Origin of the sequence: Mesorhizobium sp. WSM3862, from assembly GCF_002294985.1 — a bacterium.
Classification (GTDB): Bacteria; Pseudomonadota; Alphaproteobacteria; order Rhizobiales; family Rhizobiaceae; genus Mesorhizobium.
Genome location: NZ_NSGE01000008.1, coordinates 199,460 through 221,136 on the forward strand (window position 1 = coordinate 199,460; position 21,677 = coordinate 221,136).

Genomic DNA, 21,677 nt, shown 5'->3' on the forward strand with positions numbered 1-21,677 from the left:
GACCCCCTCTGTCGCCTTCGGCGACATCTCCCCCTCGAGGGGGGAGACAAGGCCGGCGCTAAATCAACTTCTCCAGCGTAATCGGCAGATCCCGCACCCGCTTCCCGGTGGCGTGGAACACCGCATTGGCAATCGCCGGCGCCACGCCGACGATGCCGAGCTCGCCGACGCCCTTGCCGCCCAGCGCCGAGGAATGCGGGTCGGGGATGCCGACCGAGATCGTCCGGATGTCCGGGATGTCGGCATTGGTCGGCAGCATGTAGTCGGCGAGGTTGCCGTTGACGATGCGGCCATGGCGGCGGTCGACGATGCCTTCTTCCAGCAGCGCCTGGCCGATACCCATGATGATGCCGCCCTTCCACTGGCTCTCCGCCAGCTTGGGGTTGTAGAGCCGGCCGGAATCCAGCGCCGACACGACGCGCGACACGCGCACCGTTCCAAAATCCTCATCGACGCGCACCTCGACGAAATGCGCGCACCAGGAGTGGCGGGAATAATCGCCCTCGGTGTGCGGCAGCGCCATGGCGATGGTGGTGTAGTTGTTGTAGCGCTGCTCCGGCGTGAAGCTGGCCGGAACCGTGTCGCCCTTGGCCTCGATCTTTTCGCGACCGAGGGCGCGCATCAGCTCGGCGATCGAGAACTCCGGGCCGTCACCGCGCGGCGAGGCGATGCGGCCACCCTTCACTTGCAGCGTGTTCGCCTGCAGCCCATGGAAGGGCGAGCGCGGATCGGAGAGCGCCAGCCCGATCAGCTCGTCCAGCGCCTGGCCCGCCGCCTTGTAGACGGCGCCGGTCATGACCCCGGCAAGCCGCGAGCCGCCGGTGACGCCGGCGCGGGCGAAATGCGAATCCCCCAGCCTCACCGACACCTTCTCCACCGGCACGCCGAGCGTCTCGGCCGCGGTCTGCGCCAGGATCGTGTAGGTGCCCTGGCCCATGTCGATGGAGGAGCTCTCGACCTCGACCGAGCCGTCGGCCAGGAGCTTCACCACGGCCTCGCCATAGGCGCGCCGAACCGGATAGGTGCCGGCCGCGACGCCCCAGCCGATGAGCTGGTGGCCGTCACGCATCGAGCGCGGCTCGCGCGAACGCTTAGCCCAGCCGAAGGCTTCCGCGCCGGCGGCAAAGGCCTCCCGCAACTGCCTTGTCGACCACGCCTTCTTTGCGTGGGGATCCTGCTCGGCATAATTGATCAGCCGCATCTCCAGCGGGTCGATACCGAGCTCATGGGCGAGCTCGTCGATGGCGCATTCGATACCGAAGGCGCTCGGGTTCTCGCCCGGCGCGCGCTTCGCCCCCGGCACCACCGTGTTCACCCTGACCACATTCTGTTTCGAGGAGAAATTGGGCGTCGCATACATGATCGAGGTGACGGAGCCGAGCGGCTCGACCCACATGCCGTCGACCGCCGTCTCGTTGACGCCGCGATGCACGATCGACTGGATGCGGCCCGCCTTGTCGGCGCCGATCGCAACCGTCTGGCGTGTCGCGGCGCGGCCGCCATAGGAGGTGAAATTCTGCGGGCGGTTGAGCACCAGCTTCACCGGGCGTCCGAGCATCTTTGCCGCTGCCGCGGCCACCGCGCTGTGCGCGAGCGCCAGCGCCTTGGAGCCGAAGCCGCCGCCGATATAGGGCGAGACCAGCCGCACATTCTGGAACGGCACGCCGAACCATTCGGCATAGGTGCGCGCCATGCCGTCGAGCCATTGGCTCGGTTCCCAGATGGTGAGCTGGTCGCCCTCCCAGCGCGCGATCAGCCCATGCGGCTCCATAGCCGCCTGGAACTCGCGCGGCGTGTTGTAGGCGGCGCAGACGCGCACCGGTGCCTCGGCGAAGGCGGCCTCGGCGTCGCCCCATTCCTTGGTCATGGCGTCGACCGGAATGCCGTCGCTGCCGTCGCTGAGGTCGACGATTGCCGGCATCTCGTCATAGCTGACCTTGACCAGCGCCGCGGCGGCGACGGCCTGCTCGAAGGTCTCGGCCACGACGGCAGCAACGTGCTGGCCGGAAAAGGTGACCTCGCGCACCAGCGGGCAATAGGTTTCTTCGGACGGCTGTCTGCCGAACCAGTCCGATGCCGAATTCAGTTCCATGATGGTGTCGGGCGTCAGCACGGCGAGCACGCCTGGCGCGGTTTCAGCCGCGCGCGTGTCGATGCCGGTGACCTTGCCGGCGGCAATCGTCGCGCCGACCAGCACCGCATGGGTCAGCCCTTCGAGCTGCTGTTCGAACGCGTAATGCGCGGCGCCGGTGATCTTGGCCGGGCCGTCGACGCGCGACAGGCGCCCGCCCACCGCTTCGAGGCGCGCGCTGTCGGAGCCTGCGTGTTTCATGTCATGAACGGTCATGCCGTTTCTCCCAATTTCAGGATGGCGCGCGCGATCACGCGGGGCGCCAATGCGATCTTGTAGCGGTTGGCGCCATGGTCGACGGCGCCCTCCATGACGAGCTCGCTCGCCTTGCGAACGGACGCTTCGTCGAGCGGCTTGCCCTTCAGCGCCTCTTCGACGGCGCGCGCCCGCCACGGTTTCGTCGCGACGCCGCCGACCGCGACGCGGATGTCGCGTATGGTGCGGCCGTCGCCCTCGAGCTCCAGTCCGACGGCAGCGCTCGCCGCCGCGAACTCATAGGACTGGCGGTCGCGGACCTTGAGATAGGTCGACCGCCGGGCCGCGGCCGAGCCCGGGATCTCGATGGCCGTGATCATTTCGCCGGGGCGGATGTCGTGCTCGCGTTCGGCCGTGGCGCCAGGGGCGAGGAAGAAGTCCTCGACCTTCAGCTTCCGCTCGCCGAGATCGACCTCGGCGTCGAAGGCGACAAGCGCGATGGCAAGATCGCCCGGATAGGTGGCGATGCAGGCTTCGCTGGTGCCGAGCACCGCATGGCCGCGCGTGACGCCGCCGATCGCCGAGCAGCCGCTGCCCGGCTCGCGCTTGTTGCAGACCGGGAAGTTCTGCGGATCGCGGAAATAGGGACAGCGCGTGCGCTGCATCAGGTTGCCGCCGATGGTCGCCATGTTGCGCAGCTGCGCCGAGGCCGCCTGCCACAACGCTTCCGAAACCGCTGGGAAGTGGCTTTTCACCTCGGCGTTGTCGGCGACATGGCTCATCTTGGCCAGCGCGCCGATGACGGCGCGGTCGGCGGTTACATCAATGGCGTTGAGCCCCTCGATATGGCTGATGTCGATGACGGTGGCCGGTTCGGCGACGCCGCATTTGGCGAGATCGATGAGCGTCGTGCCGCCGGCAAGCAGCATGGCGCCGGGAAGGGCGGCCGCGTTGCGCGCGGCCTCGACGCTGTCGGCGCGAAGATAGGAAAAGTCTCTCATGAGCGGAGCTCCCTAGCTGCCTGGCGGACGGCGGCGACGATGTGCGGATAGGCGCCGCAGCGGCACAGATTGCCGGCCATGTATTCGCGGATCTCCTCGTCGGAGCCGGCATGGCCCTCGCGGATGCAGGCCACCGCCGACATGATCTGTCCCGGCGTGCAGTAGCCGCACTGGAATGCATCCTGTTCGAGGAATGCGGCCTGCACGGCGTGCAGCGTGCCGTCTTCGTCGGCGAGCCCTTCTATTGTCGTGATCGAGCGTCCCTCGACCTGGGCGGCGAGCGTCAGGCAGGCGAGCACCCGCTCACCCTCGACATGGACCGTGCAGGCGCCGCACTGGCCCTGGTCGCAGCCCTTCTTGGTGCCGGTGAGGTGGAGCCGCTCGCGCAGCGCGTCGAGCAGGGTAACCCGCGGCTCGATATCGAGCGCGTGGTCACGGCCGTTGATGGTGAGGTGGATGGACAAGGTGGTGGGGCTTGCGCCGTTGCTGGCCTTGCCGTTCCTGAAATGGCCGTCTTCGGGAGGGTCGATGATTGTCTGGCTGGTCATGAGGCGTCGGGCTCCGATTGCTGGACGCTAGGGGGAGGGAAATGGGGCTTGGGAGGAGAGGGGCAAGGCGTCGAAGCAGCTAATCTCCCCCCTTGCGGGGGAGATGCCCGGCAGGGCAGAGGGGGTCGTCTCACGTCGAGCGCCAACGTCCTCGCGCGTCGCGCGCCAGCAAGGCGCTTCACGCGCCAGCAAGGCGTTTCACGCGCGGCGACCCCCTCTGTCGCCTTCGGCGACATCTCCCCTCGAGGGGGGAGATTAGGCGCTTACCCCGTGACATATCGCTTCCCCTGATTATATGATAAGACAACTCCACTAAAACGGAGGCGCCTCCGTTTATTTACGTGGGGGCTGACCCGCATGGGTTCAAGCCCCATATTGCGACAGTGGAGAAAAAGCTGACTGAACAGCCCTCGGAGCCTGCCGAAAAGCCTGAAACGCCGGCGCCAAAGCCGCTGCGCGCCGACGCGCGGCGAAACCGCGACCAGCTTGTCGAGGCGGCGGCGCAGGCGTTTGCCGCCGAGGGTGTCGATGCCTCGCTGGAGGAGATCGCCAAGCGGGCAGGAGTCGGCATCGGCACGCTCTACCGGCATTTCCCGACGCGCGAGCATCTGGTCGAGGTGGTCTACCGCCGCGAGGTGGAAGCGCTCTGCCATGCGGCCGAGGAACTTGCCGGCGCTCATCCGGCCGATGTGGCGCTGGAACTCTGGATGCAGCGCTTCGTCGACTATATCGCCACCAAGCGCGGTCTGGCGACAAGCCTGCGGCTGTTGCTCACCACCAACTCGACGCTGTTCTCCGATACCTCGGGCCGCGTATCCGGCGCGCTGAAGGGGCTGGTCGAACAGGCCGCAGCTGCGGGGAAGATCCGCGCCGACGTCGATGCGTCGGACGTGCTGCATGCGCTGGGCGGCATCTACTCCGCCCCCAACACGCCCGACTGGCGGGACCGCTCGGGGCGGCTGGTGAAGCTCTTGATGGATGGGCTGAGGTTCGGGGCATCGGAGGCGGCGAAAGCCGGCTGAAGCACCGCTAGCTGAGCGCGCTTCGTCTGTCCGGTTCCAAGCTGGTGATCCAGTCCGCAAAGGCCGACATCGCGGCGGTCGGTTCCCTGGACTTCAACTTGGTCAGCCAATAGCTGCCGAGCGATATTGAGGCCTGGAAAGGGCGCCTTATCGACCCCTTGCTCAGTTGTCGCGAAAACATCAGCGCCGGAGCCAGCGCAACGCCTGCCCCTTGTTCGGCGGCTTCCATCATCGCCAGTGAAGAATCGAAGACGATCGCGCTCGCGAAGTTCGCCGGCGCTTCCATGCCGGCGGCCTCGAACCAGCGGCTCCATTCGTCCTGACGGTAGCTGCGCAGCAAGGTAAGCGCGCCGAGGTCCTGCGGCGCGTGAAGCGTCGCCGCCAGTTCCGGCGTGCAAAGCGGCGTCAGAGGTGCTTCGAAAAGTTCCGTCGCATCAAGTCCATGCCAGGCGCCGTTGCCGAAGCGGATCGAAAAATCCAATCCCTCGGCCGCCAGGTCGACGCGGTTGTTGTTGGTGGACAGCCGCAGCTCGACGAACGGATGGGTGCGCCGGAAGTCTTCCAGTCTCGGAAGCAGCCAGCCGACGGCGAAGGTTCCGACGGCGCCGACGACGAGCGGTTCGCGCAGTTTTCCAGATCCGACCCGCTCCAGCGATCGCCCCAGGCGGTCGAAGGCGTCGCCGACGATCGGCAGCAGAGCCTCGCCTTCCGCCGTGATCTTGAGGCCGCGAGGCAACCTGCGAAACAGCTGCACGCCGAGCCGCTGTTCGAGCGATCGAACCTGCTGGCTAACGGCGGCCTGCGTCACCGCGAGTTCGATGCCGGCACGTGTGAAGCTGAGATGCCTGGCCGACGCCTCGAAGGCCCGCAATGCATTGAGCGGCAGGTAAGGTCGAACCATCGATGCCCAAGATTATCTTATAGCTTATCCGACTTATCATCGTTTGTAGCCGGTTCGAAGGGGTCATAAACCCGCATCCGGTCCCCGTATCCAGCCCAACGCAAAGGAGCAGATCATGTCCAACCGGCTTCGCTTCACCATCGCCGCCGGCGTCTTCGCCTGCGCGCCGGGCAGCCTGTCCAGCGCCTGCGCTGCCGACCAGGCCGACAGGATACGGCAACTCGTCGACGAGGCCGTGAAGCCGGTGATCGCGCAGTACGGCATTCCGGGAATGGCCGTCGCCGTGACCGTCAACGGCGAGCGCTTCTTTGTCGATTATGGCGTGGCCGCCAAGCAGCCGCGGGCCGCCGTGACGCGCGACACGCTGTTCGAGCTCGGCTCGATCAGCAAAACCTTCACCGCGACGCTCGCGGCCTATGCCGAGGTCGAGGGCAAGCTCGCGCTTGGCGACAAGGTCGGCAAGCACATGCCCGAGCTTCAAGGCAGCGCGCTGGGCGATGTCAGGCTGCTCGACCTCGCCACGCACACGGCCGGCGGTTTCCCGCTGCAGCTGCCCGATACGGTGAAGACGCAAAAACAGCTCATCGCCTATTATCGCCAATGGAAGCCGCAATTCGCGGCCGCCACCACCCGCACCTACGCCAACCCGAGCATCGGCCTGCTCGGGATGGCCACCGCCAAGGCGATGGGCGCGAGCTTCCCGGCGCTGATGGAAAAACGGCTGTTGCCGGAACTCGGCTTGCGGCGAACTTACGTCAACGTCCCGGCCGCACAGACGAAATCCTACGCCTGGGGCCACAACCGCAACGACAAGCCTGTCCGCGTCACCCCGGCATTGCTCGCCGAAGAGGCCTACGGGATCAAGTCGAACGCAGTCGACATGATCCGCTTCATTGAGGCCAACATGGGCGTCGGCAAGGTGCCGGACGATGTCGCACGCGCGCTCGAAGCCACCCACACCGGCTATTTCCGCGCGGGCGAACTCATCCAGGATCTGATCTGGGAGCAGTATCCCTATCCGGTCGACCTGGCGAAGATCGTCGCCGGGAATGCGCCCAGTATGCTGCAGCCGATCCCTGCAACTGCGATCGAGCCGCCGATGGCGCCACGCGCCGACGTGGTGCTCAACAAGACCGGCTCGACAAACGGCTTCGGCGCCTATGTCGCCTATGTCCCGTCGAGGAAGATCGGCATCGTCATGCTGGCGAACAAGGCTTACCCGAATGAGGCGCGAGTCAGGGCGGCCTACCAGGTGCTGTCGCGGCTCACCGACTAGCCGCTCGTTCGGTCGCTTCGGCGCTCAAATCCCCTTCGCCATGCACTTTTTTACCGGGGCACCGCCTGCGCCCCAAAAAACCTGCCCAAAATGGAGAAACAGATGACCTCGATCACCCGGCGTTCAGCGCTTGCCGGCGCATTCGCATCCTTGCCGATCGTCCGTATCCAGGCGGCGACGCGGCCGGGCAAGGCCGATGTGGTGGCCGCGACCAAGGCGGTCGAAGCGCTCGAAGCCAGGAATGGCGGGCGCCTGGGCGTCATGGTTCTCGATATCGGGACCAACGCCGCGATCGAGTACCGGGCGGACGAGCTGTTTCCGATCACCAGCACCTTCAAGTTCCTCGCCGCCGCGGGCGTGCTCAAGGCCGTCGATGACGGCAAGGCCAAGCTCGACGACCGCATCGTCTATGCCGCATCCGATGTCGAGCAGGGCTATTCGCCGATCACAAAGGACCACGCCGGCGAGGGCATGAAGCTCGAGGATGTCTGCGCCGCGGCGGTCGTCTGGAGCGACAACACCGCCGGCAACCTGCTGCTCAGGATGCTCGGCGGGCCGCAGGGCCTTACGCGCTTCGCGCGCACGCTCGGCGACGATGTCACCCGGCTCGATCGCACCGAGCCGACGCTGAACACGGCCATCCCCGGCGACAAGCGCGATACGACCAGCCCGAGAGCGGCGCTTGGCGACGCCAGGCGCATCCTGCTGGGGGACGCGCTGTCGCCGGCATCTCGCAAACGGCTCGAGGCCTGGCTGATCGAAGACAAGGTTGGCGCGGCGCGAATTCGTGCCGGGCTGCCCGCAACGTGGGGCATCGGCGACAAGACCGGCAGCGGCGACAACGGGACGACCAACATCGTCGCAATCCTTTGGCCGCCCGAGGGCGCGCCCATTCTCGTGGCCGTCTATTACACCGGATCCACCGCGCCGCGGGCGTCGCGCGAGGCAGTCCACCGCGATATGGCCCGCATCATCGTCGAGACGTTCGCGGGATAGTGCGGCCTGGGCGGCGTCGCCGACGGCCGTACGGGACCAAACCCGGCGACGGCAGCGTTTATGTTTTGAGGCGTTGAAACTGCCAATCTCCCCCCTTGCGGGGGAGATGCCTGGCAGGGCAGAGGGGGGTGCTGTCCCGCCAGCCTGTCAATTCTTGGCAGTCCCACATTCATCCTGTCGGTGAACCGATCCGGCCAACGGTAGCGTTCCTTCGCACCCCCCTCTGGCCTGCCGGCCATCTCCCCCGCAAGGGGGGAGATTAGCGGCTTCGGCGTCTCGCCTTCTCCTGTTGCCGGAGAACGGCTAGGCTTCGTGCCAAAGCACCCCCAGGAGCGCGCCCATTCCAAAGCCCACCTTCCTCGAGATCGCCCGCCGCGCCGGGGTCGGCACGGCGACGGTGGAGCGCGTTTTGAACGGCAGGGGCGGGGTGCGCCCCGAGACCGTCGAGAAAGTGGTGGCGGCGGCGCGCTCGCTCGATTATCCGCGCCGGCTCCCCGAAGCGCATCGGGGCGTCATCCGCATCGAGGTGATCCTGGTCAGGCCCGACGCCACCTTCTTCGCGCGCCTCTCCCGTGCCTTCGAACGCATCGCCGCGACGCTCGACCGCTCGATCGCCGTCCACCGCACCTTTCTCGACGAGGCCAATCCGGCGGCGATCGCCAAGCGCATCCTCGAACCGGAGATGCGGCGCGCCGCGCTGATCCTCGCCGTGCCCGACCATCCGCTGGTGAGCGCGGCCGTGGCGAAGCTGGAGGCGGAAAACATCCCGACGGTGCAGATCGTCACCCAGATCTCCGGCACCAAGAGCACCTATGTCGGCATCGACAATTACGCCGCCGGCCGCATGGCGGGGCTGCTGATGGCGAAGATGCAGCGGCGGCCGGGCAAGGTGGTCGCGATCTGTCACAGCCAGATCTATCGCGTCCACCGCGACCGCGTGCGGGGCTTCTTCGACTATCTGAACGACGAGGGGCGGGATTTCGAACCCATCGCCACCCTGTTCGGTTTCGACAACGGCGACCGCAATGCCGAGCAGCTGCATGAGGCGTTTGTGCGCTGGTCCGACCTTGCCGGCCTGTACAATGCCGGTGGCGCCAACACGGCGCTGAACGAAGTGCTGCGCCGGCACCCACGCGGTCGCGACGTCTTCTTCGTCGGCCATGAACTGACCGAGCGCAGCACGCGCGGCCTGCGTGACGGCACGATGGACGTCGTGCTCGACCAGGCGCCGGAGGCGCAGGCGCGCCGCGCCATCGACCTGGTGTTGGCGGCGCTCAACCTGCACGACCTGCCGGTCGACAACCCGCCGATCCGCTTCATCACCTTCACTGCCGAGAACCTTTGATCTGATTTGATCAAGGTTGCGCGAGCCTTGGCCGGCATCGCGGTGCTAACTCGACCGCGAACGGGAGACGAGCATGTGCGAATTCTCCCCCTCATCCGGCCGCTGCGCGGCCACCTTCTCCCGAGCGGAGAAGAGGGCCGGCACCGACGCAGCCTGGCTCCTCTCTCCCTGGGGAGAGGTCGGATGGCCCCGAATTGCGCTTCGCAAATCGGCTGCCAATCCGGGTGAGGGGGACCTTTCACACGCCTGATCGTCTGCCCGCGAACGGGAGGATCATCGGTGGCAAGTCGCTTGACGGCCTACGACCTGCAAAGCGCCAAGGGCAGCAGGAAATGGCTGCAGCTGCATGTCGACACGCCGGCCGAGGCGGCGGCCGCGGTCGCCTGCGACATCGTCATCCTCTCCTGCGAGCCCGACCACAATCTGGGATCGATCCGCCAAGCGGCGCCTCACGCGTTCCTCTCCGTCGGCATGCCGCATGGCGCGGTCGCGTCGCCGGACGAGGCGGTGCGGCTGGGCTTCGCCATGATGAAGCGCGGCGCCGACGCCATCTATTCATCGCACTCGCCGCGCTTCATCGAGGCGATGGCGGCGGAAGGCATTCCCGTCACCGGCCATGTCGGCCTGGTGCCGAACCGCGTCACCTGGACGAATTTCCGAGCCGTCGGCCGCACGGCGGAAGAGGCCTTCAAGGTGCTGCGCGCGGCCAAGGACCTGGAGAATGCGGGTGCGGCCTGCATCGAGGTCGAGGTGGTGCCTGTCAGGCTCGCCGACCACATCACCCGCTCGACGCCGCTGATCACCATGGGCATGGGCTGCGGCACTGCTTGCGACACGCAGTATCTCTTCTCCTGCGACGTGCTGGGCACCCACACCGGCCACTATCCGCGCCATGCCAAGCGCTATGCCGACTTCGTCACGCTGGAGGCCGAGCTGCAGGAAAAGCGCATCAGTGCGTTCCGCGCCTTCGGCCGCGACGTGGCCGAAGGCAGCTACCCGGAAGCGAAGCACCAGGTGGACATGGACGATGCCGCCTATGACCGCTTCCTCACGCTTTCTCAATCGCTGTGAGACCAGCCATGGACGACCTGCAATACGGCACGCGCAACAAGAGAGGCGATTGGGCCCCGAACGAACCGGCCGGCACCGCGCCGCTCTTTGCGTTTCCGCCGCGACCGCTGGCGCTGCTGAAGTGGCTGCCGCATTATTTCCTGCCCTACAACCTGCTCTTCGCCCTCTCGGCAGTGGTGTGGTGGCGCTACGTGCTGCCCGACGTCGAGACGATGAAGACGCTCGCCATCGGCTGGATCCTGCGCCTGTTCATCGTCAACTGCGCGGCGCTGCTTGTCTTCTTCGGCGCTTTCGAGCTTCGACTCTACATTTTGAGAGCCCAGGGCAACCGCTTCAAATACAACGGCAAATGGCCCTCGGAGCAGAAGAGCAAAGCCTTCTTCTTCGAGAACCAGAACATCGACAACATGCTGCGCACCTTCGGCACCGGGATGCCGATCTGGACGGCGATCGAGGTGGCGATCCTCTACGCCTACGCCAACGGCTACGTGCCGTGGCTGACCTTCGCGGAGAACCCCGTCTACCTGTTCTGCCTGGCGCTGGTGGTGCCGATCATCCACGAGACGCATTTCTTCCTGCTGCACCGGACGATCCATTGGGGGCCGCTCTACAAATGGGTGCATTCGGTGCACCACAATTCGGTCAACCCGTCGCCCTGGTCGTCGCTGTCGATGCATCCGGTGGAGCAGCTCGGCTATCTCGGCGTCGCCTTCTGGCACCTGATCATTCCGTCCAACCCGCTGCTGGCGCTCTACCAGCTCCACTATGCCGGCTTCGGCGCGATCCCGGGCCATGTCGGCTTCGACAAGGTGGAACTGACCGAGGACAGATCCGTCGATAGCCACGCCTATATCCATTACCTGCACCACAAATATTTCGAGGTGAACTACGGCGACGGCCTGATCCCGTTCGACCGCTGGTTCGGCACTTTCCATGACGGCAGCAAGGACGGCGAGGCGCGCATGCAGGCCCGCTACGAGAAGAAGAAGGCGCGCGCCAACGCCGCCGCGAAATGACAGCCGCAGAGAAAGCCACGTGGCCGGCCTGAGCCGCCTACTTCAACGATCCCGAAAGGGCCGGCGAACAAGACAGGAGTGAGCCGGCACTCCAAATCCAGAGGGAGGAAACCCGTGAAGAAGCTTCTCATCTCGACGGCGCTCGCCGCTTTGATGGCGACCGCGTTCGCGACTGTCTCGACCGGCGCCTTCGCCGCCAAGCTCGGCGTCTCGATCGTCAACTTCGACAACAATTTCCAGACGCTGCTGATGCATGGCATGCAGGCCCGCGCCAAGGAGAAGGGCGCCGACATCCAGGTCGAGGACGCCCAGAACGACGTTGCCAAACAGCTCGACCAGGTCAAGAATTTCATCGCCAGCGGTGTCGACGCCATCATCGTCACGCTGGTCGACACCAATGCCTCGAAGACCATCAGCGAGGAAGCCGCCAAGGCCGGCATTCCGCTGGTCTTCGTCAACCTCGAGCCGTCGGACATGAAGAACCTGCCGGAGAAACAGGTCTATGTCGGCTCGAACGAGGTCGAGTCCGGCACGCTGGAGGCCTTCGAGGTCTGCAAGATGCTGCGCGCCAAGGGCAAGTCGGCCGGCGCTACGGCCTATATCATCATGGGAAGCTTGGTGCATCAGGCGGCGCTCCAGCGCACCAAGGATGTCGAGCAGATCTTTTCGACCGACATGTGCAATTTCATCAAGGTCACCGACAAGCAGTCGTCCGAATGGTCGCGCGACAATGCGCAGAACCTGATGACCAACTGGCTGACTGCCGGCCCGGCGCCCGACGCCGTCATCGCCAACAACGACGAATCCGCCATCGGCGCCATCCTGGCGCTCAAGGCCAACGGCGTCGACCTGAAGAATGTCGTGGTCGGCGGCATCGATGCCACGCAGGACGGCCTGCAGGCGATGAAGGCCGGCGAGCTCTCGGTCACGGTGTTCCAGAACGCCAAGGGCCAGGGCGGAGGCGGTGTCGATGCGGCGCTCGCGCTCGCCAAGGGCGAGAAGGTCGACCGCGTCGTCTATGTGCCTTTCGAGCTGGTGACGCCCGCCAACGCGGCGGAATACCTGAACAAGAACTAGACCCGGATCATCGGGGTGGCCGGCTTCGCCGCCCCGATGGGTTCACCTCGATGTGAAGGGAAGAAAAATGACCGGCTGGATCAGGGCCTGCGGGCTCGACGACATCGAACAGGAAGGCGCCCGCCGCTTCGACCATGGCGGCAAGACCTATGCCGTCTTTCGCTCGCCCGACGACGAGGTCTTCTGCACCGACGGGCTCTGCACGCATGAGGCGGTGCACATCGCCGACGGCCTGGTCATGGACTACGAGGTCGAATGCCCAAAGCACGCCGGCGCCTTCGACTACCGCACCGGAGCCGCCAAGCGCCTGCCGCCATGCATCAACCTCAGGACCTATCCGGCGAAGGTCGAGGCGGGAGCGGTGATGGTGGCGGTGGGGTGAAAAGCTCCTCCTTCTCCCCTTGTGGGAGAAGGTGGATCGGCGCGCAGCGCCGAGACGGATGAGGGGTGTTCCAGCTTGGCGGCCACGACGACAGCGCAGCGACATTCCCCAGCGCCTCACTCCGTCCAGCACCCCTCATCCGCCGCCTTCGGCGACACCTTCTCCCACAAGGGGAGAAGGAAAGAGGCGCTAAATCCCCTCGCCATCCACCAGCGGCACGTCGTCGCCTTCCCAGGGGCTCGGCAACGAACCTCGCCCCGCCGTGGGCAGCGGCATCCAGCATCTCAACTCCGGCTCGGCATATTCGACGATGCGTCCGGGCGATGAATCCGATGCCCGCCAGCCTTCCTCGCCGAACTGGTCGGCGCGCGACCAGTAGGCCATGTCGACCTCGGCCGGTCCCTGTTCGGACGAGCGCACCGTCACCAGGATGCGACTGCCGTCCCGCGGCGCGCTCGCCATGTTGCGCCAGTGGTCGGTCTCGTCCATGTGATCTCCTCCCAAGAAGCTTGGTGGCAATAGTCGCCGCCCGCCGGGGAGGGGTCAACCCGAACTTGGCGCGAGACAGAAATATCGTTCACAGCTAATATGTTCGCCGACCGCAATCGGACGGACGACGATGGACGAAGGGTTGCCTCAAGCCACCCGTCTCGGGCCGGTCCATCTCAGGGTGACCGACATCCCGGCTGCCTTGATCGTCTGGCGCGATACGCTCGGATTGGCGGTCCTCGGCGAGGATGCCGTCACGGTGGAGCTCGGCGCCGGCGGGCGGAAGCTTATCGTGCTTCACGCCGGAGCGCGGATCGCCCTGCCGCAGAAATCGCGCGATCTCTTCCATGTCGCCATCCATGTGACGAGCCGCCGCGACCTCGCCCACACCGCCGCTCGGCTTAAGGCGTCCGGCTTGCGCTACAGCGCCCAGGACCACCTGGTTTCGGAATCGCTCTACGTTTCCGACCCGTCCGGCAACGGCATCGAGATCTGCTTCGACACGCCGGAACGCTGTCTGGGCCGCGAGGTGTCGGCCGATGGCCGCGTGGCGCTGATCGGCACCGACGGCAGCGCGCATTCCGGGCTCGAGCCGCTCGATCTCCCGGGCCTGCTGCGCGACCTCGGCAATTCGGGCCACGTTGAACCCGCAATGGCCCACGACGCCTTCATCGGCCACATCCATATGCGTGCCCGCGCGCCGGAAAAACTGATGGAATTCTATGTCGGCGTGCTCGGCTTCCGCCCGCACATCCAGTCGAGAAGCTTCGGCATGTTCGACTGCGGCACCGGGAGCCGGCCGCATATGGTCGCCTTCAACATCTGGGCGCGTGACGAGCTGCGCGAGCCGCCGCCGGGTGCCGCCGGCCTCGACCATTTCACTGTTGAGCTTGCATCGGTCGAGGAGCTGGCTGCGCTGGAACGCAGGCTCGATGCCGCCAACCTGCCGCCGAAAAAGATCGGCGGTGCCGTGGAGACCGCGGACCCGGAAGGCAATCGCTTGCGGTTCGTGCTTCGGGAAGGTTGATCGCGCCGCATCGGACCATTGGGGAAGACAAGTGGGAGGAGGGGAGAATGACCATCAGGGTGATAGGAACCGGCTTCGGCCGCACCGGCACGGATTCGATGCGCGAGGCGCTGACCATGCTCGGCTTCGGCCCGTGCCATCACATGTCGGAGGTCATGGCGCATGCGGAACAGAAGCGGCTCTGGCGAGCGCTCGCCCAAGGCGCCGCGCCGGATTGGGATCGGCTGTTTGCCGGTTATAAATCCTGCGTCGACTGGCCCTCGGTGCATTACTGGCGCGAGCTGATCGAGGCCTACCCCGAGGCGCGCGTCATCCTCACCTGGCGCTCGCCGGAAAGCTGGTGGGAGAGTTTCGCAAAAACCATCCTGCCGGCCGTCATTGACAGCCAGGATCAGGAGTCGTTGGGCGTCGCCCTTGTCACGAAGCAGGTTTTCGGCGGCCGTCCGCAGGACCGCGCGCACGCGATTGCCGTCTATGAGGCCAATATCGAAGCGGTGCTGAAGACGGTGCCGGCCGAGCGCCTGCTGGTTCACAAGCTGGGCGACGGCTGGGCGCCGCTCTGCGCCCATCTCGGCGTTCCGGTGCCGGACAAGCCCTATCCCAACCGCAACACCACGAAGGAGTTCCGGACGGCGCTTTCGTTGAATTGAAGGGAAGGGAGGGGAATAGGGGAATAGGGGAATAGGGGAAAAAGGTATTGGCATCCGATGTGCGGAGTTCACGAAGTCTGATCTTCCCTACTCCCCTACTCCCCTACTCCCCTATTTCCGTTCCGCAGGAAGGAACACCACCATGACGAGCCATTTGGACACCACCTTCCTGACCGCCTCGCAACTGGCGGCGGCGATCCGCGAGGAGAACGTCGGCGCTGTCGAGGCGATGGAGGCGCAGCTTGCCCGCATCGCTGTCGTCAACCCGCTGCTCAACGCCATCGTCACCCTCGACGAGGAGGCGGCCCGCGCCGGAGCGAAGGCCGCGGATATGGCGGTCGCGCGCGGCGAGGCCGTCGGTCCGCTCAACGGTGTGCCTGTCACGCTGAAGGACGGCCATGCCACAGCCGGCATGCGCACCACCGTCGGTTTGGAAGCCTTTGCCGATCATGTGCCGGCGACGGACGGCACGATTGCCGCGCGGCTGCGCAAGGCCGGCGCCGTCATCATCGGCAAGACCAACGTGCCGCCCAGGCTGCGCGACCTGCAGACCGACAACCCGATCTTCGGCCGCACCGTCAATCCGTGGGACGTTACCCGGACACCCGGCGGCTCCAGCGGCGGCGCGGCGGCCGCGGTCGCCGCCGGGCTGGTGCCGCTCGAGATCGGCAGCGATGCCGGCGGCTCGATCCGGATGCCGGCGCATCTGTGCGGCGTCTATGGCTTCAAGCCGACGCAGGCGACGGTGCCGATCACCGGCAGCTACGCCGATCCGCCCGACATGCCGCGCAGCTTCCGCCTGCTGTTCGACATCGGGCCTTTGGCCCGCGACGTCGACGATCTCATCCTGGCCCACCGCATCATCGCCGGCGCCGACGGTCTCGATACCGAAGTGCCGCCGGTAGCGACGGACGAGGCGCTGGAGCCGTCGCTGGGCAAGCTCAGGGTTGCCTTCGCGCCCGAATTTCCCGGAGTGCCGACCGCGCTCGACATCGCCGACGCGATCGCCGGCTTCGCGGGCGCCATCGAGGTCGGCGGCGCGCGGGTAGGGCAGGCATTGCCGCAGCACGATTTCGCGGCCGAGCGGGCGCTGTTTTCCGATCTCATCACCTGGTATTCGCAGGTCTTCCGGCAGCCGCGCGAAACCTCGCCCTCGCTGGCCGCCTATCTCGAGGCGCTCAACCGGCGCGACGAATTCATCGCTGCCTGGGAGCGCTTCTTCGACGGGTGGGACGTGCTGGTCTGTCCGGCGATGATGTGCACGGCCTTCCGCCACCGCGAAATGGGTGCGCCGATCCCCGTCGACGGCATCGAGACGCCCTACTGGAGCGCGCTCAGCCACGCCTGCCGCTTCAACCTGACCGGGCATCCGGCCGCCGTCATTCCAATCGGTGTCGACCGGGAGGGCCTGCCGATCGGCGCCCAGCTGGTCGGCCGCCGCCATTCGGACATGAAGCTGCTGGCCGTGGCGAAAGCGCTGGCGCGTCTCACCGACGGTTTCGTCAGGCCACCGGGATTGTGAGCGCGTGGAAACGGCGGGCTGCCTGAAAGACCAAGGGCCGCCGCCCCAGGCTCAAACATGCACGTCGCCGAACGACAGTTCGCCGTCGTCGGCGCGCATCAGGAAGGCGGCGGCAAGCATCGCGAGATAGAATACGACGACGCCGCAGACCACCACGACGCCGGGGATGGGACCGAGCGTCGCCACGCGAAAGGTGTCGAGCAGCGAGGCGCCGAAGCCTATCGGCGAGCCTTCACGCTGCAGGCTGGGCGTGGTGATCTTCAACACCCAGGCAAGCATCAGGATCGTGTACATGAAGACGTAGTTGCGGCGCAGCCTCCGGACCAGCGCCGCGCGCTGCGAGATGAGGAAGCGCGGCGAGCGCAGGCCTTCGCCGAGGATGGCGAGCCAGTTGGAGGCGAAATCCGGCTGCGGCGAAAAGATCTGCGCGAAATAATAGCGCTCGAACTGACGCACCCGCGCCCGATAGACGTCGAAGAACCGGTAGCGGCGCGCTTCGATCCATAGAAGCAGCGTGATGAGCAGCATGGCGAAGAGCAGCACGCCGTGATGCGCCGAAGGCGTCGACAGCGATACGGACAGCATCGCCGCCACCACGGTGATCGCCCAATTGCTGGTGCGATCGAGCCGGTCGCGCCAGCCCGCCATGCGCCCGATCTCCGCGCGGTGGAAATGCGACATGGTGGTTGCGAATTCGGAGGAAGTGAGCTTCAGCGCGAATGCATCGGAGCCCCTTGGCGGCGCCGCTGCTTCGGCTGGCTTTACGGTCTGGACCTGCGACATCCCCTTGCCACGTGCCTCCCGCCGTGGCCGGCCGTTGAGCCGGCCACACCCCCTATAGCACAATGTGGGGCCGGCAGAAATGTTCCTGCCGACGCTCTCCGACGGAAGCTCTTATGCGCTCAGCCAGACCCGTTCGGCCACGCGATGATCGCTGAGCAGGAAGTTGGGATTGGGAACGAAACCCCTTACCTCCTGGCGCGCCGCGTCGATCCAGCTGGCGAAGGCCGGGATGATGGTCGGGCACTCGTCATGGATCATCTGCTGCAGCTCGAAATAGACCTCGCGGCGTTTTGCCGGATCGGCCAGTGAGCGCGACTCCGTCAGCCTTCTGTCGAAGCTGTCGTTCTTCCAATGCGTCTCGTTCCACGGCGCGCCCGAGGCGTAGACTGAGGAGAACATCATGCTCGCCGACGGCCGCCCGGCCCAGAAGGAAGCCACCCATGGCTTCTTCAGCCACACGTCGCTCCAGTAGCCGTCATCGGGCTCGCGCTTGACGCTGATGGTGATGCCGGCGGGCTTGGCGGATTGCGCGAAAAGCTCGGCCGTGTTGACCGCCTGCTCGAACGCCACGGGGGCGGCGTGCAGCTCGAGGGTAAGATCGCTCTTGCCGGCCTTCTTGAGGTGAAAACGGGCCCTGTCCGGATCGTAGCCGCGCTGCGCGATGTTCGGATTGAAGCTCGGATCGCCGGCAGCGATCGGATGGTCGTTGCCGACCCGTCCGAAGCCGGCCATCAGCAGCTTCACCATCTGCTCGCGGTCGAGCGCGTGCTTGAGCGCCAGCACGACATCGGGGTTGTTGAACGGCTCCTTCGTGGCGTCCATCGGCAGCGAGAAATGCTGCTTGCCTTCGGTGACCAGCAGATAGGCGCGCGGGTCCTTCTTGAGCAGTGGAGCGATCTTGTAGTCGATGCCGTTGACGATGTGCACCGAGCCGCCTTGAAGAGCCGAGACGCGTGCCGCGGCGTCGTTGATCACGACCGTCTCGACCGTATCGACATGGCCGCGATCGCCGCGCCAGTAGGTCTCGTTGCGTGCGGCGGTGGCGTGCACGCCGGGCTGGAAGGCAGTGAGCTTGAACGGACCGGTGCCGATCGCTTTCGACCAGTCGGCGAAGCCTGCCGGCACCATGGCGAAATGCAGATCCGACAGCACATAATCCATGTCGGGATTTGCCGATTTGAGCAGGATCTCGACTTGCGTCGGCGAGATGGCCCGCACTTCCGCGACGTCGGCGACCAGCCCTTTGGCCTTCGACTTGGTCTTGTCGCCGATATGCAGGCCAAGCGAGTATTTGACGTCGTCGGCGTCGAACGTCTTGCCGTTGTGAAACTGCACGCCCGGCCTGAGATTGAGGATCCAGCGCTTGTTGCCGTCGCTGGCTTCCCAGCTTGCCGCGAGCTCCGGCGCCGCCTTGCCGTCATCGCCAATCTCCACCAGCGTGTTGTAGACCTGCCGCGACACGTTGATGGAAAAAGTGCCGATCAGTTGCGTGGGGTCCAGCGTGTCGGCGGAGCTGCCGCCGTTGAGGCCAAGGCGCAGCGCGCCGCCCTTGCGCGGCGCCGCGGCAAGGCCGGTATGTGGAAACGCCGCCGTGGCGAAGGCAGCCGCAGCGGCCGTCTTGATGAAGCTGCGGCGGTTCATGCTGTCCAGGCTCGAGAAGACGCTTCTGTCGTTCATGTCATTCTCCCATTGGTTCAATAGGCGCCAAGGACTTCGTTGACCATCAGCGGCTGTGGCGGCAGCCGCCGGTCGAGAACCGCGCTCAGCGCGCGCGCCTGCGCGCCGAGTGCTCGCTCGGGAAATAGGTTCCAGTGCTCCCAGGGGTCTTCGCGAAGATCGAACAGCTCCCCCCAGGCCGGCTGGTTGGGATAGCGGGTGAACCGCCACTCCTTGGAGATGATCGACTGGTTGTAGAGGCAGGCGTCACGTCGCGGATGATATTCACCGAACAGGAAGTCGCGGACGTCGGCGACCCGGCCGTCGATCAGCGGCTTGAGATCGGTGCCGTCGGTCGCGGGCGCCGGCAGGCCGAGCAGCGATGCGATGGTCGCGAACAGGTCGAGGTGGCTGGTCAGCGCATCGAGGTTTGTTCCGGCGCGGATGCCTGGACCGCTAAGAACCAGCGGGACCTGCAGCAGTTGTCGGTAGGGCGGCGGCCCCTTGCGCAGCAGCCCGTGGTCGCCGAGCAACTCGCCATGATCGGCGGTAAACAGCAGGAAGCTGTCATCGAGCACGCCAACGTCGTCCAGGGCCGCGAGCAGCCGCCCGACGGCATCGTCGATCATCTGGATCATGCCATGCGTGTGGGCGATTGCGATGGCCAGCGTTTCGTCGGAGATATCGTCGGTGCGCAGGAGGAAGCCCTGCTCGCGCGGCTGCTCGCCCGAGGCGATGTAGGGCACTTTCGTCGGATCGTCGCCTTCGCCGAGATAGGCCGGCATCCGCTCCAACTCGCCCGCCCGGATGGTCGGCGTGGGCATTTGCTCCGATCGGAACAGGTCGCAATAGGGCCGGGGCGGGGCGAAGGGGTGGTGCGGGTCCGGAAACGAGACGAACAGGCCGAACGGCTCTGCCTGCTTGCCCTGGCGCTCGATGAAGTCGATCGCCCGATCCGCGATCCAACTGGTGTAGTGCAACTCGGGCGGCACCGCGCTTTTCCAGACTTCGTTCAGATCCTGCGCCCGGCTGTCGGGACTGGCGTCGGGCTCGTAGAGGTCCACCACTTCGGGGTGGTTGCGCTTGAGCCAGGCGGCGTAGTGGCCGGCGCGAGTGGCTTCGTTGGCTTCGCCCATGACGAGGTCGACGGCATCGAAGCCGAAATAGGGACCGTGCCAGTCCTCGCAGCCCGGCCTTTCCCAATAGGCAAGCGATTCCGGCATGTCGCGTTCGACGGGCGCGAGCAGTGGCTGAAAGTGCAGCTTTCCGACGCCTTTTGTGGCGTATCCGGCAAGCGACAGCGCCTGCCACAGATTAGGGAGCCGATCGTCGAGCGCCACGCCATTGCGCCACAATCCGTGATGGCGTGGATAGAGCCCTGTTGCCATGGTCGCTCGGCTTGGCGAGCAAATCTGGTTAGGCGTGAAGTGCCGATGGAAGGTTGCGCCGCGCGCGGCGATGCGGTCGATGTTTGCGGTATGGGCGACGCGGTTGCCGGTGACCGAGAGCGCGTCGTAGCGCATCTGGTCGGCACAGATGAAGATGACATTGGCTCGCTTCACGACGGCTCCGTCAGTTTCTGCCAAGCTTGCAGCTAGGGCCCGAAACGCAGCGAAATCAAAGATCAAGATTTTGGTCCGGTATGTGCTAATCCTATACCGGGAGGACGAGATGCGTTTTTCCGGGCTCAGCGTTCGTCAACTGGAGGCCTTCGAGGCAACGATGGTGGCCGGCTCCGTGTCGGGCGCTGCGATCGCGCTCAACGTCTCGCAGCCGAGCGTCAGCCGGCTGCTGCAGGAGCTGGAGATCGATACCGGCCTCAGCCTGTTCGATCGCTCGCACGGTCGGCTCGTTCCGACCGAGCAGGGCCTGCTGTTCTACGGCGAGGTCGGCAAGACGTTTCATGGCGCGCGCAACCTCATGATGGCGGCGCAGGAGATCAGGGAACTGAAGCGCGGCGTCGTGCGGATCGGGACGCTGGCGGCGATGTCCTTCAAGATCGTGCCGGATGCGATCCAGCAGCTTCGGACGCGCTTTCCGGAGGCAAGGACCACCATCGCGGTGCGCAGCTCGACGGAGATCGTCTCCTCCGTCGCCTCGCGTCTGACCGACGTCGGCCTGGTGGACGCGGGCGTTTCTTTCCTGGACGCCAAATGCGTCGCCACTTTCGAACGCAATAGCGTCTGTGTCATGGACCAGAAGCATCCGCTCGCCGAGAGCGAAGGCGTCCGGCTGGAGGATTTTTCCCGCTGTCCTTTCGTGTCGCTGGGCGAGCTCTATTTCCGCCGCAGCCGCGACGGCGCGAGGCTACTCGAAGTGACCGCGGCCAACACCGTCGCCGACATCTTCCAGTCGTTCTTGGCCTGCGCGCTGGTCAGGGGGGGCCCTTCGCTGGCTGTGGTCGATCCGTTCACTGCGGGCTTCTATTCCGAGTTCGGACTGGCACTCAGGCCAATCCAGTTCGACATTCCGTTTCGCATCTCGATCATCGTCAATGATCGGTCGGCGACGGGGGCGGCGGCCGGCAAGGTCATCGAGGCGATGACCGATCTGATCGGCCGTTAATCATCATTGCCGGCCGCCGGTCAT

At 65.8% G+C, this 21,677-nt stretch carries 20 protein-coding genes; 12 read left to right on the plus strand and 8 right to left on the minus strand.

The annotated features are described in order from the left end of the window. Nucleotides 1-58: 58 nt before the first annotated feature. From CK224_RS23840 to CK224_RS23850, 3 genes are read right to left on the minus strand one after another with little or no spacing between them, the layout of a single operon-like run. Complete coding sequence (locus CK224_RS23840; RefSeq protein WP_066999447.1) at nucleotides 59-2,347, minus strand: xanthine dehydrogenase family protein molybdopterin-binding subunit; 2,289 nt, start codon at nucleotides 2,345-2,347, stop codon at nucleotides 59-61. Further along, nucleotides 2,344-3,327, minus strand: coding sequence for a xanthine dehydrogenase family protein subunit M (locus CK224_RS23845; RefSeq protein WP_095783436.1), 984 nt, complete (start codon nucleotides 3,325-3,327; stop codon nucleotides 2,344-2,346). Before CK224_RS23845 ends, CK224_RS23840 begins: the two co-directional genes overlap by 4 nt. Further along, nucleotides 3,324-3,791 (minus strand): (2Fe-2S)-binding protein, encoded by a 468-nt coding sequence (locus CK224_RS23850; protein WP_348628408.1) that lies wholly within the window; start codon nucleotides 3,789-3,791, stop codon nucleotides 3,324-3,326. The genes CK224_RS23845 and CK224_RS23850 overlap by 4 nt, the downstream gene beginning before the upstream one ends. A 479-nt stretch (nucleotides 3,792-4,270) precedes the next feature. On the opposite strand from CK224_RS23850, the gene CK224_RS23855 reads away from it, so the two are divergent. After that, on the plus strand, nucleotides 4,271-4,897 hold the full coding sequence (locus tag CK224_RS23855; protein ID WP_095783478.1) for a TetR/AcrR family transcriptional regulator: 627 nt from the start codon (nucleotides 4,271-4,273) through the stop codon (nucleotides 4,895-4,897). 7 nt (nucleotides 4,898-4,904) lie between these two features. On the opposite strand, the gene CK224_RS23860 is transcribed toward CK224_RS23855, so the two are convergent. Further along, nucleotides 4,905-5,798: a LysR family transcriptional regulator gene (locus CK224_RS23860; RefSeq protein WP_095783438.1), complete on the minus strand. Its 894-nt coding sequence runs from the start codon at nucleotides 5,796-5,798 to the stop codon at nucleotides 4,905-4,907. A gap of 115 nt (nucleotides 5,799-5,913) precedes the next feature. Between CK224_RS23860 and ampC the strand changes: the two genes are divergently transcribed. The 7 genes from ampC (at nucleotide 5,914) to CK224_RS23895 (ending at nucleotide 12,961) form a co-directional block, all read left to right on the plus strand. Then, entirely contained in the window at nucleotides 5,914-7,074 is a 1,161-nt protein-coding gene (gene ampC, locus CK224_RS23865; RefSeq protein ID WP_095783439.1) for a class C beta-lactamase, read from the plus strand. A gap of 102 nt (nucleotides 7,075-7,176) precedes the next feature. Beyond that, nucleotides 7,177-8,070: a class A beta-lactamase gene (bla, locus tag CK224_RS23870; RefSeq protein ID WP_095783440.1), complete on the plus strand. Its 894-nt coding sequence runs from the start codon at nucleotides 7,177-7,179 to the stop codon at nucleotides 8,068-8,070. Between the two features lie 340 nt (nucleotides 8,071-8,410). Beyond that, nucleotides 8,411-9,415, plus strand: coding sequence for a LacI family DNA-binding transcriptional regulator (locus tag CK224_RS23875; protein ID WP_095783441.1), 1,005 nt, complete (start codon nucleotides 8,411-8,413; stop codon nucleotides 9,413-9,415). A gap of 279 nt (nucleotides 9,416-9,694) precedes the next feature. After that, nucleotides 9,695-10,486, plus strand: coding sequence for a 3-methyl-2-oxobutanoate hydroxymethyltransferase (locus CK224_RS23880; RefSeq protein ID WP_095783442.1), 792 nt, complete (start codon nucleotides 9,695-9,697; stop codon nucleotides 10,484-10,486). An 8-nt stretch (nucleotides 10,487-10,494) separates the two neighbouring features. Next, nucleotides 10,495-11,502, plus strand: coding sequence for a sterol desaturase family protein (locus CK224_RS23885; protein ID WP_095783443.1), 1,008 nt, complete (start codon nucleotides 10,495-10,497; stop codon nucleotides 11,500-11,502). A 114-nt stretch (nucleotides 11,503-11,616) separates the two neighbouring features. Continuing rightward, on the plus strand, nucleotides 11,617-12,579 hold the full coding sequence (locus CK224_RS23890) for a substrate-binding domain-containing protein (protein WP_095783444.1): 963 nt from the start codon (nucleotides 11,617-11,619) through the stop codon (nucleotides 12,577-12,579). Between the two features lie 67 nt (nucleotides 12,580-12,646). Further along, entirely contained in the window at nucleotides 12,647-12,961 is a 315-nt protein-coding gene (locus CK224_RS23895) for a MocE family 2Fe-2S type ferredoxin (protein WP_067322435.1), read from the plus strand. A gap of 189 nt (nucleotides 12,962-13,150) precedes the next feature. On the opposite strand, the gene CK224_RS23900 is transcribed toward CK224_RS23895, so the two are convergent. Next, a complete protein-coding gene (locus CK224_RS23900; protein WP_095783445.1) occupies nucleotides 13,151-13,450 on the minus strand; it encodes a hypothetical protein in 300 nt (99 codons plus the stop codon). Nucleotides 13,451-13,580: 130 nt separating this feature from the next. Here CK224_RS23900 and CK224_RS23905 point away from each other — a divergent pair, with 130 nt between their 5' ends. The 3 genes from CK224_RS23905 (at nucleotide 13,581) to CK224_RS23915 (ending at nucleotide 16,649) form a co-directional block, all read left to right on the plus strand. Continuing rightward, complete coding sequence (locus CK224_RS23905; RefSeq protein WP_095783446.1) at nucleotides 13,581-14,477, plus strand: VOC family protein; 897 nt, start codon at nucleotides 13,581-13,583, stop codon at nucleotides 14,475-14,477. Between the two features lie 47 nt (nucleotides 14,478-14,524). Next, entirely contained in the window at nucleotides 14,525-15,127 is a 603-nt protein-coding gene (locus tag CK224_RS23910; RefSeq protein ID WP_095783447.1) for a sulfotransferase family protein, read from the plus strand. A 142-nt stretch (nucleotides 15,128-15,269) separates the two neighbouring features. Then, the gene (locus CK224_RS23915) at nucleotides 15,270-16,649 is read left to right on the plus strand and encodes an amidase family protein (protein ID WP_095783448.1); all 1,380 of its coding nucleotides are present in this window, start codon (nucleotides 15,270-15,272) and stop codon (nucleotides 16,647-16,649) included. A 51-nt stretch (nucleotides 16,650-16,700) separates the two neighbouring features. Here the strand turns inward: CK224_RS23915 and CK224_RS23920 are convergent, their stop codons facing one another. The 3 genes from CK224_RS23920 to CK224_RS23930 form a co-directional block, all read right to left on the minus strand. Beyond that, a complete protein-coding gene (locus tag CK224_RS23920) occupies nucleotides 16,701-17,432 on the minus strand; it encodes a DUF2270 domain-containing protein (protein WP_095783449.1) in 732 nt (243 codons plus the stop codon). A gap of 111 nt (nucleotides 17,433-17,543) precedes the next feature. Continuing rightward, nucleotides 17,544-19,109 carry an ABC transporter substrate-binding protein gene (locus tag CK224_RS23925; RefSeq protein ID WP_095783450.1) on the minus strand — a complete coding sequence of 522 codons (1,566 nt, stop codon included), beginning with the start codon at nucleotides 19,107-19,109 and terminating at the stop codon, nucleotides 17,544-17,546. A 17-nt stretch (nucleotides 19,110-19,126) separates the two neighbouring features. Next, complete coding sequence (locus CK224_RS23930) at nucleotides 19,127-20,650, minus strand: sulfatase-like hydrolase/transferase (protein WP_141245860.1); 1,524 nt, start codon at nucleotides 20,648-20,650, stop codon at nucleotides 19,127-19,129. A gap of 109 nt (nucleotides 20,651-20,759) precedes the next feature. Between CK224_RS23930 and CK224_RS23935 the strand changes: the two genes are divergently transcribed. Continuing rightward, complete coding sequence (locus CK224_RS23935; protein ID WP_176478005.1) at nucleotides 20,760-21,653, plus strand: LysR substrate-binding domain-containing protein; 894 nt, start codon at nucleotides 20,760-20,762, stop codon at nucleotides 21,651-21,653. Nucleotides 21,654-21,677 lie beyond the last annotated feature (24 nt).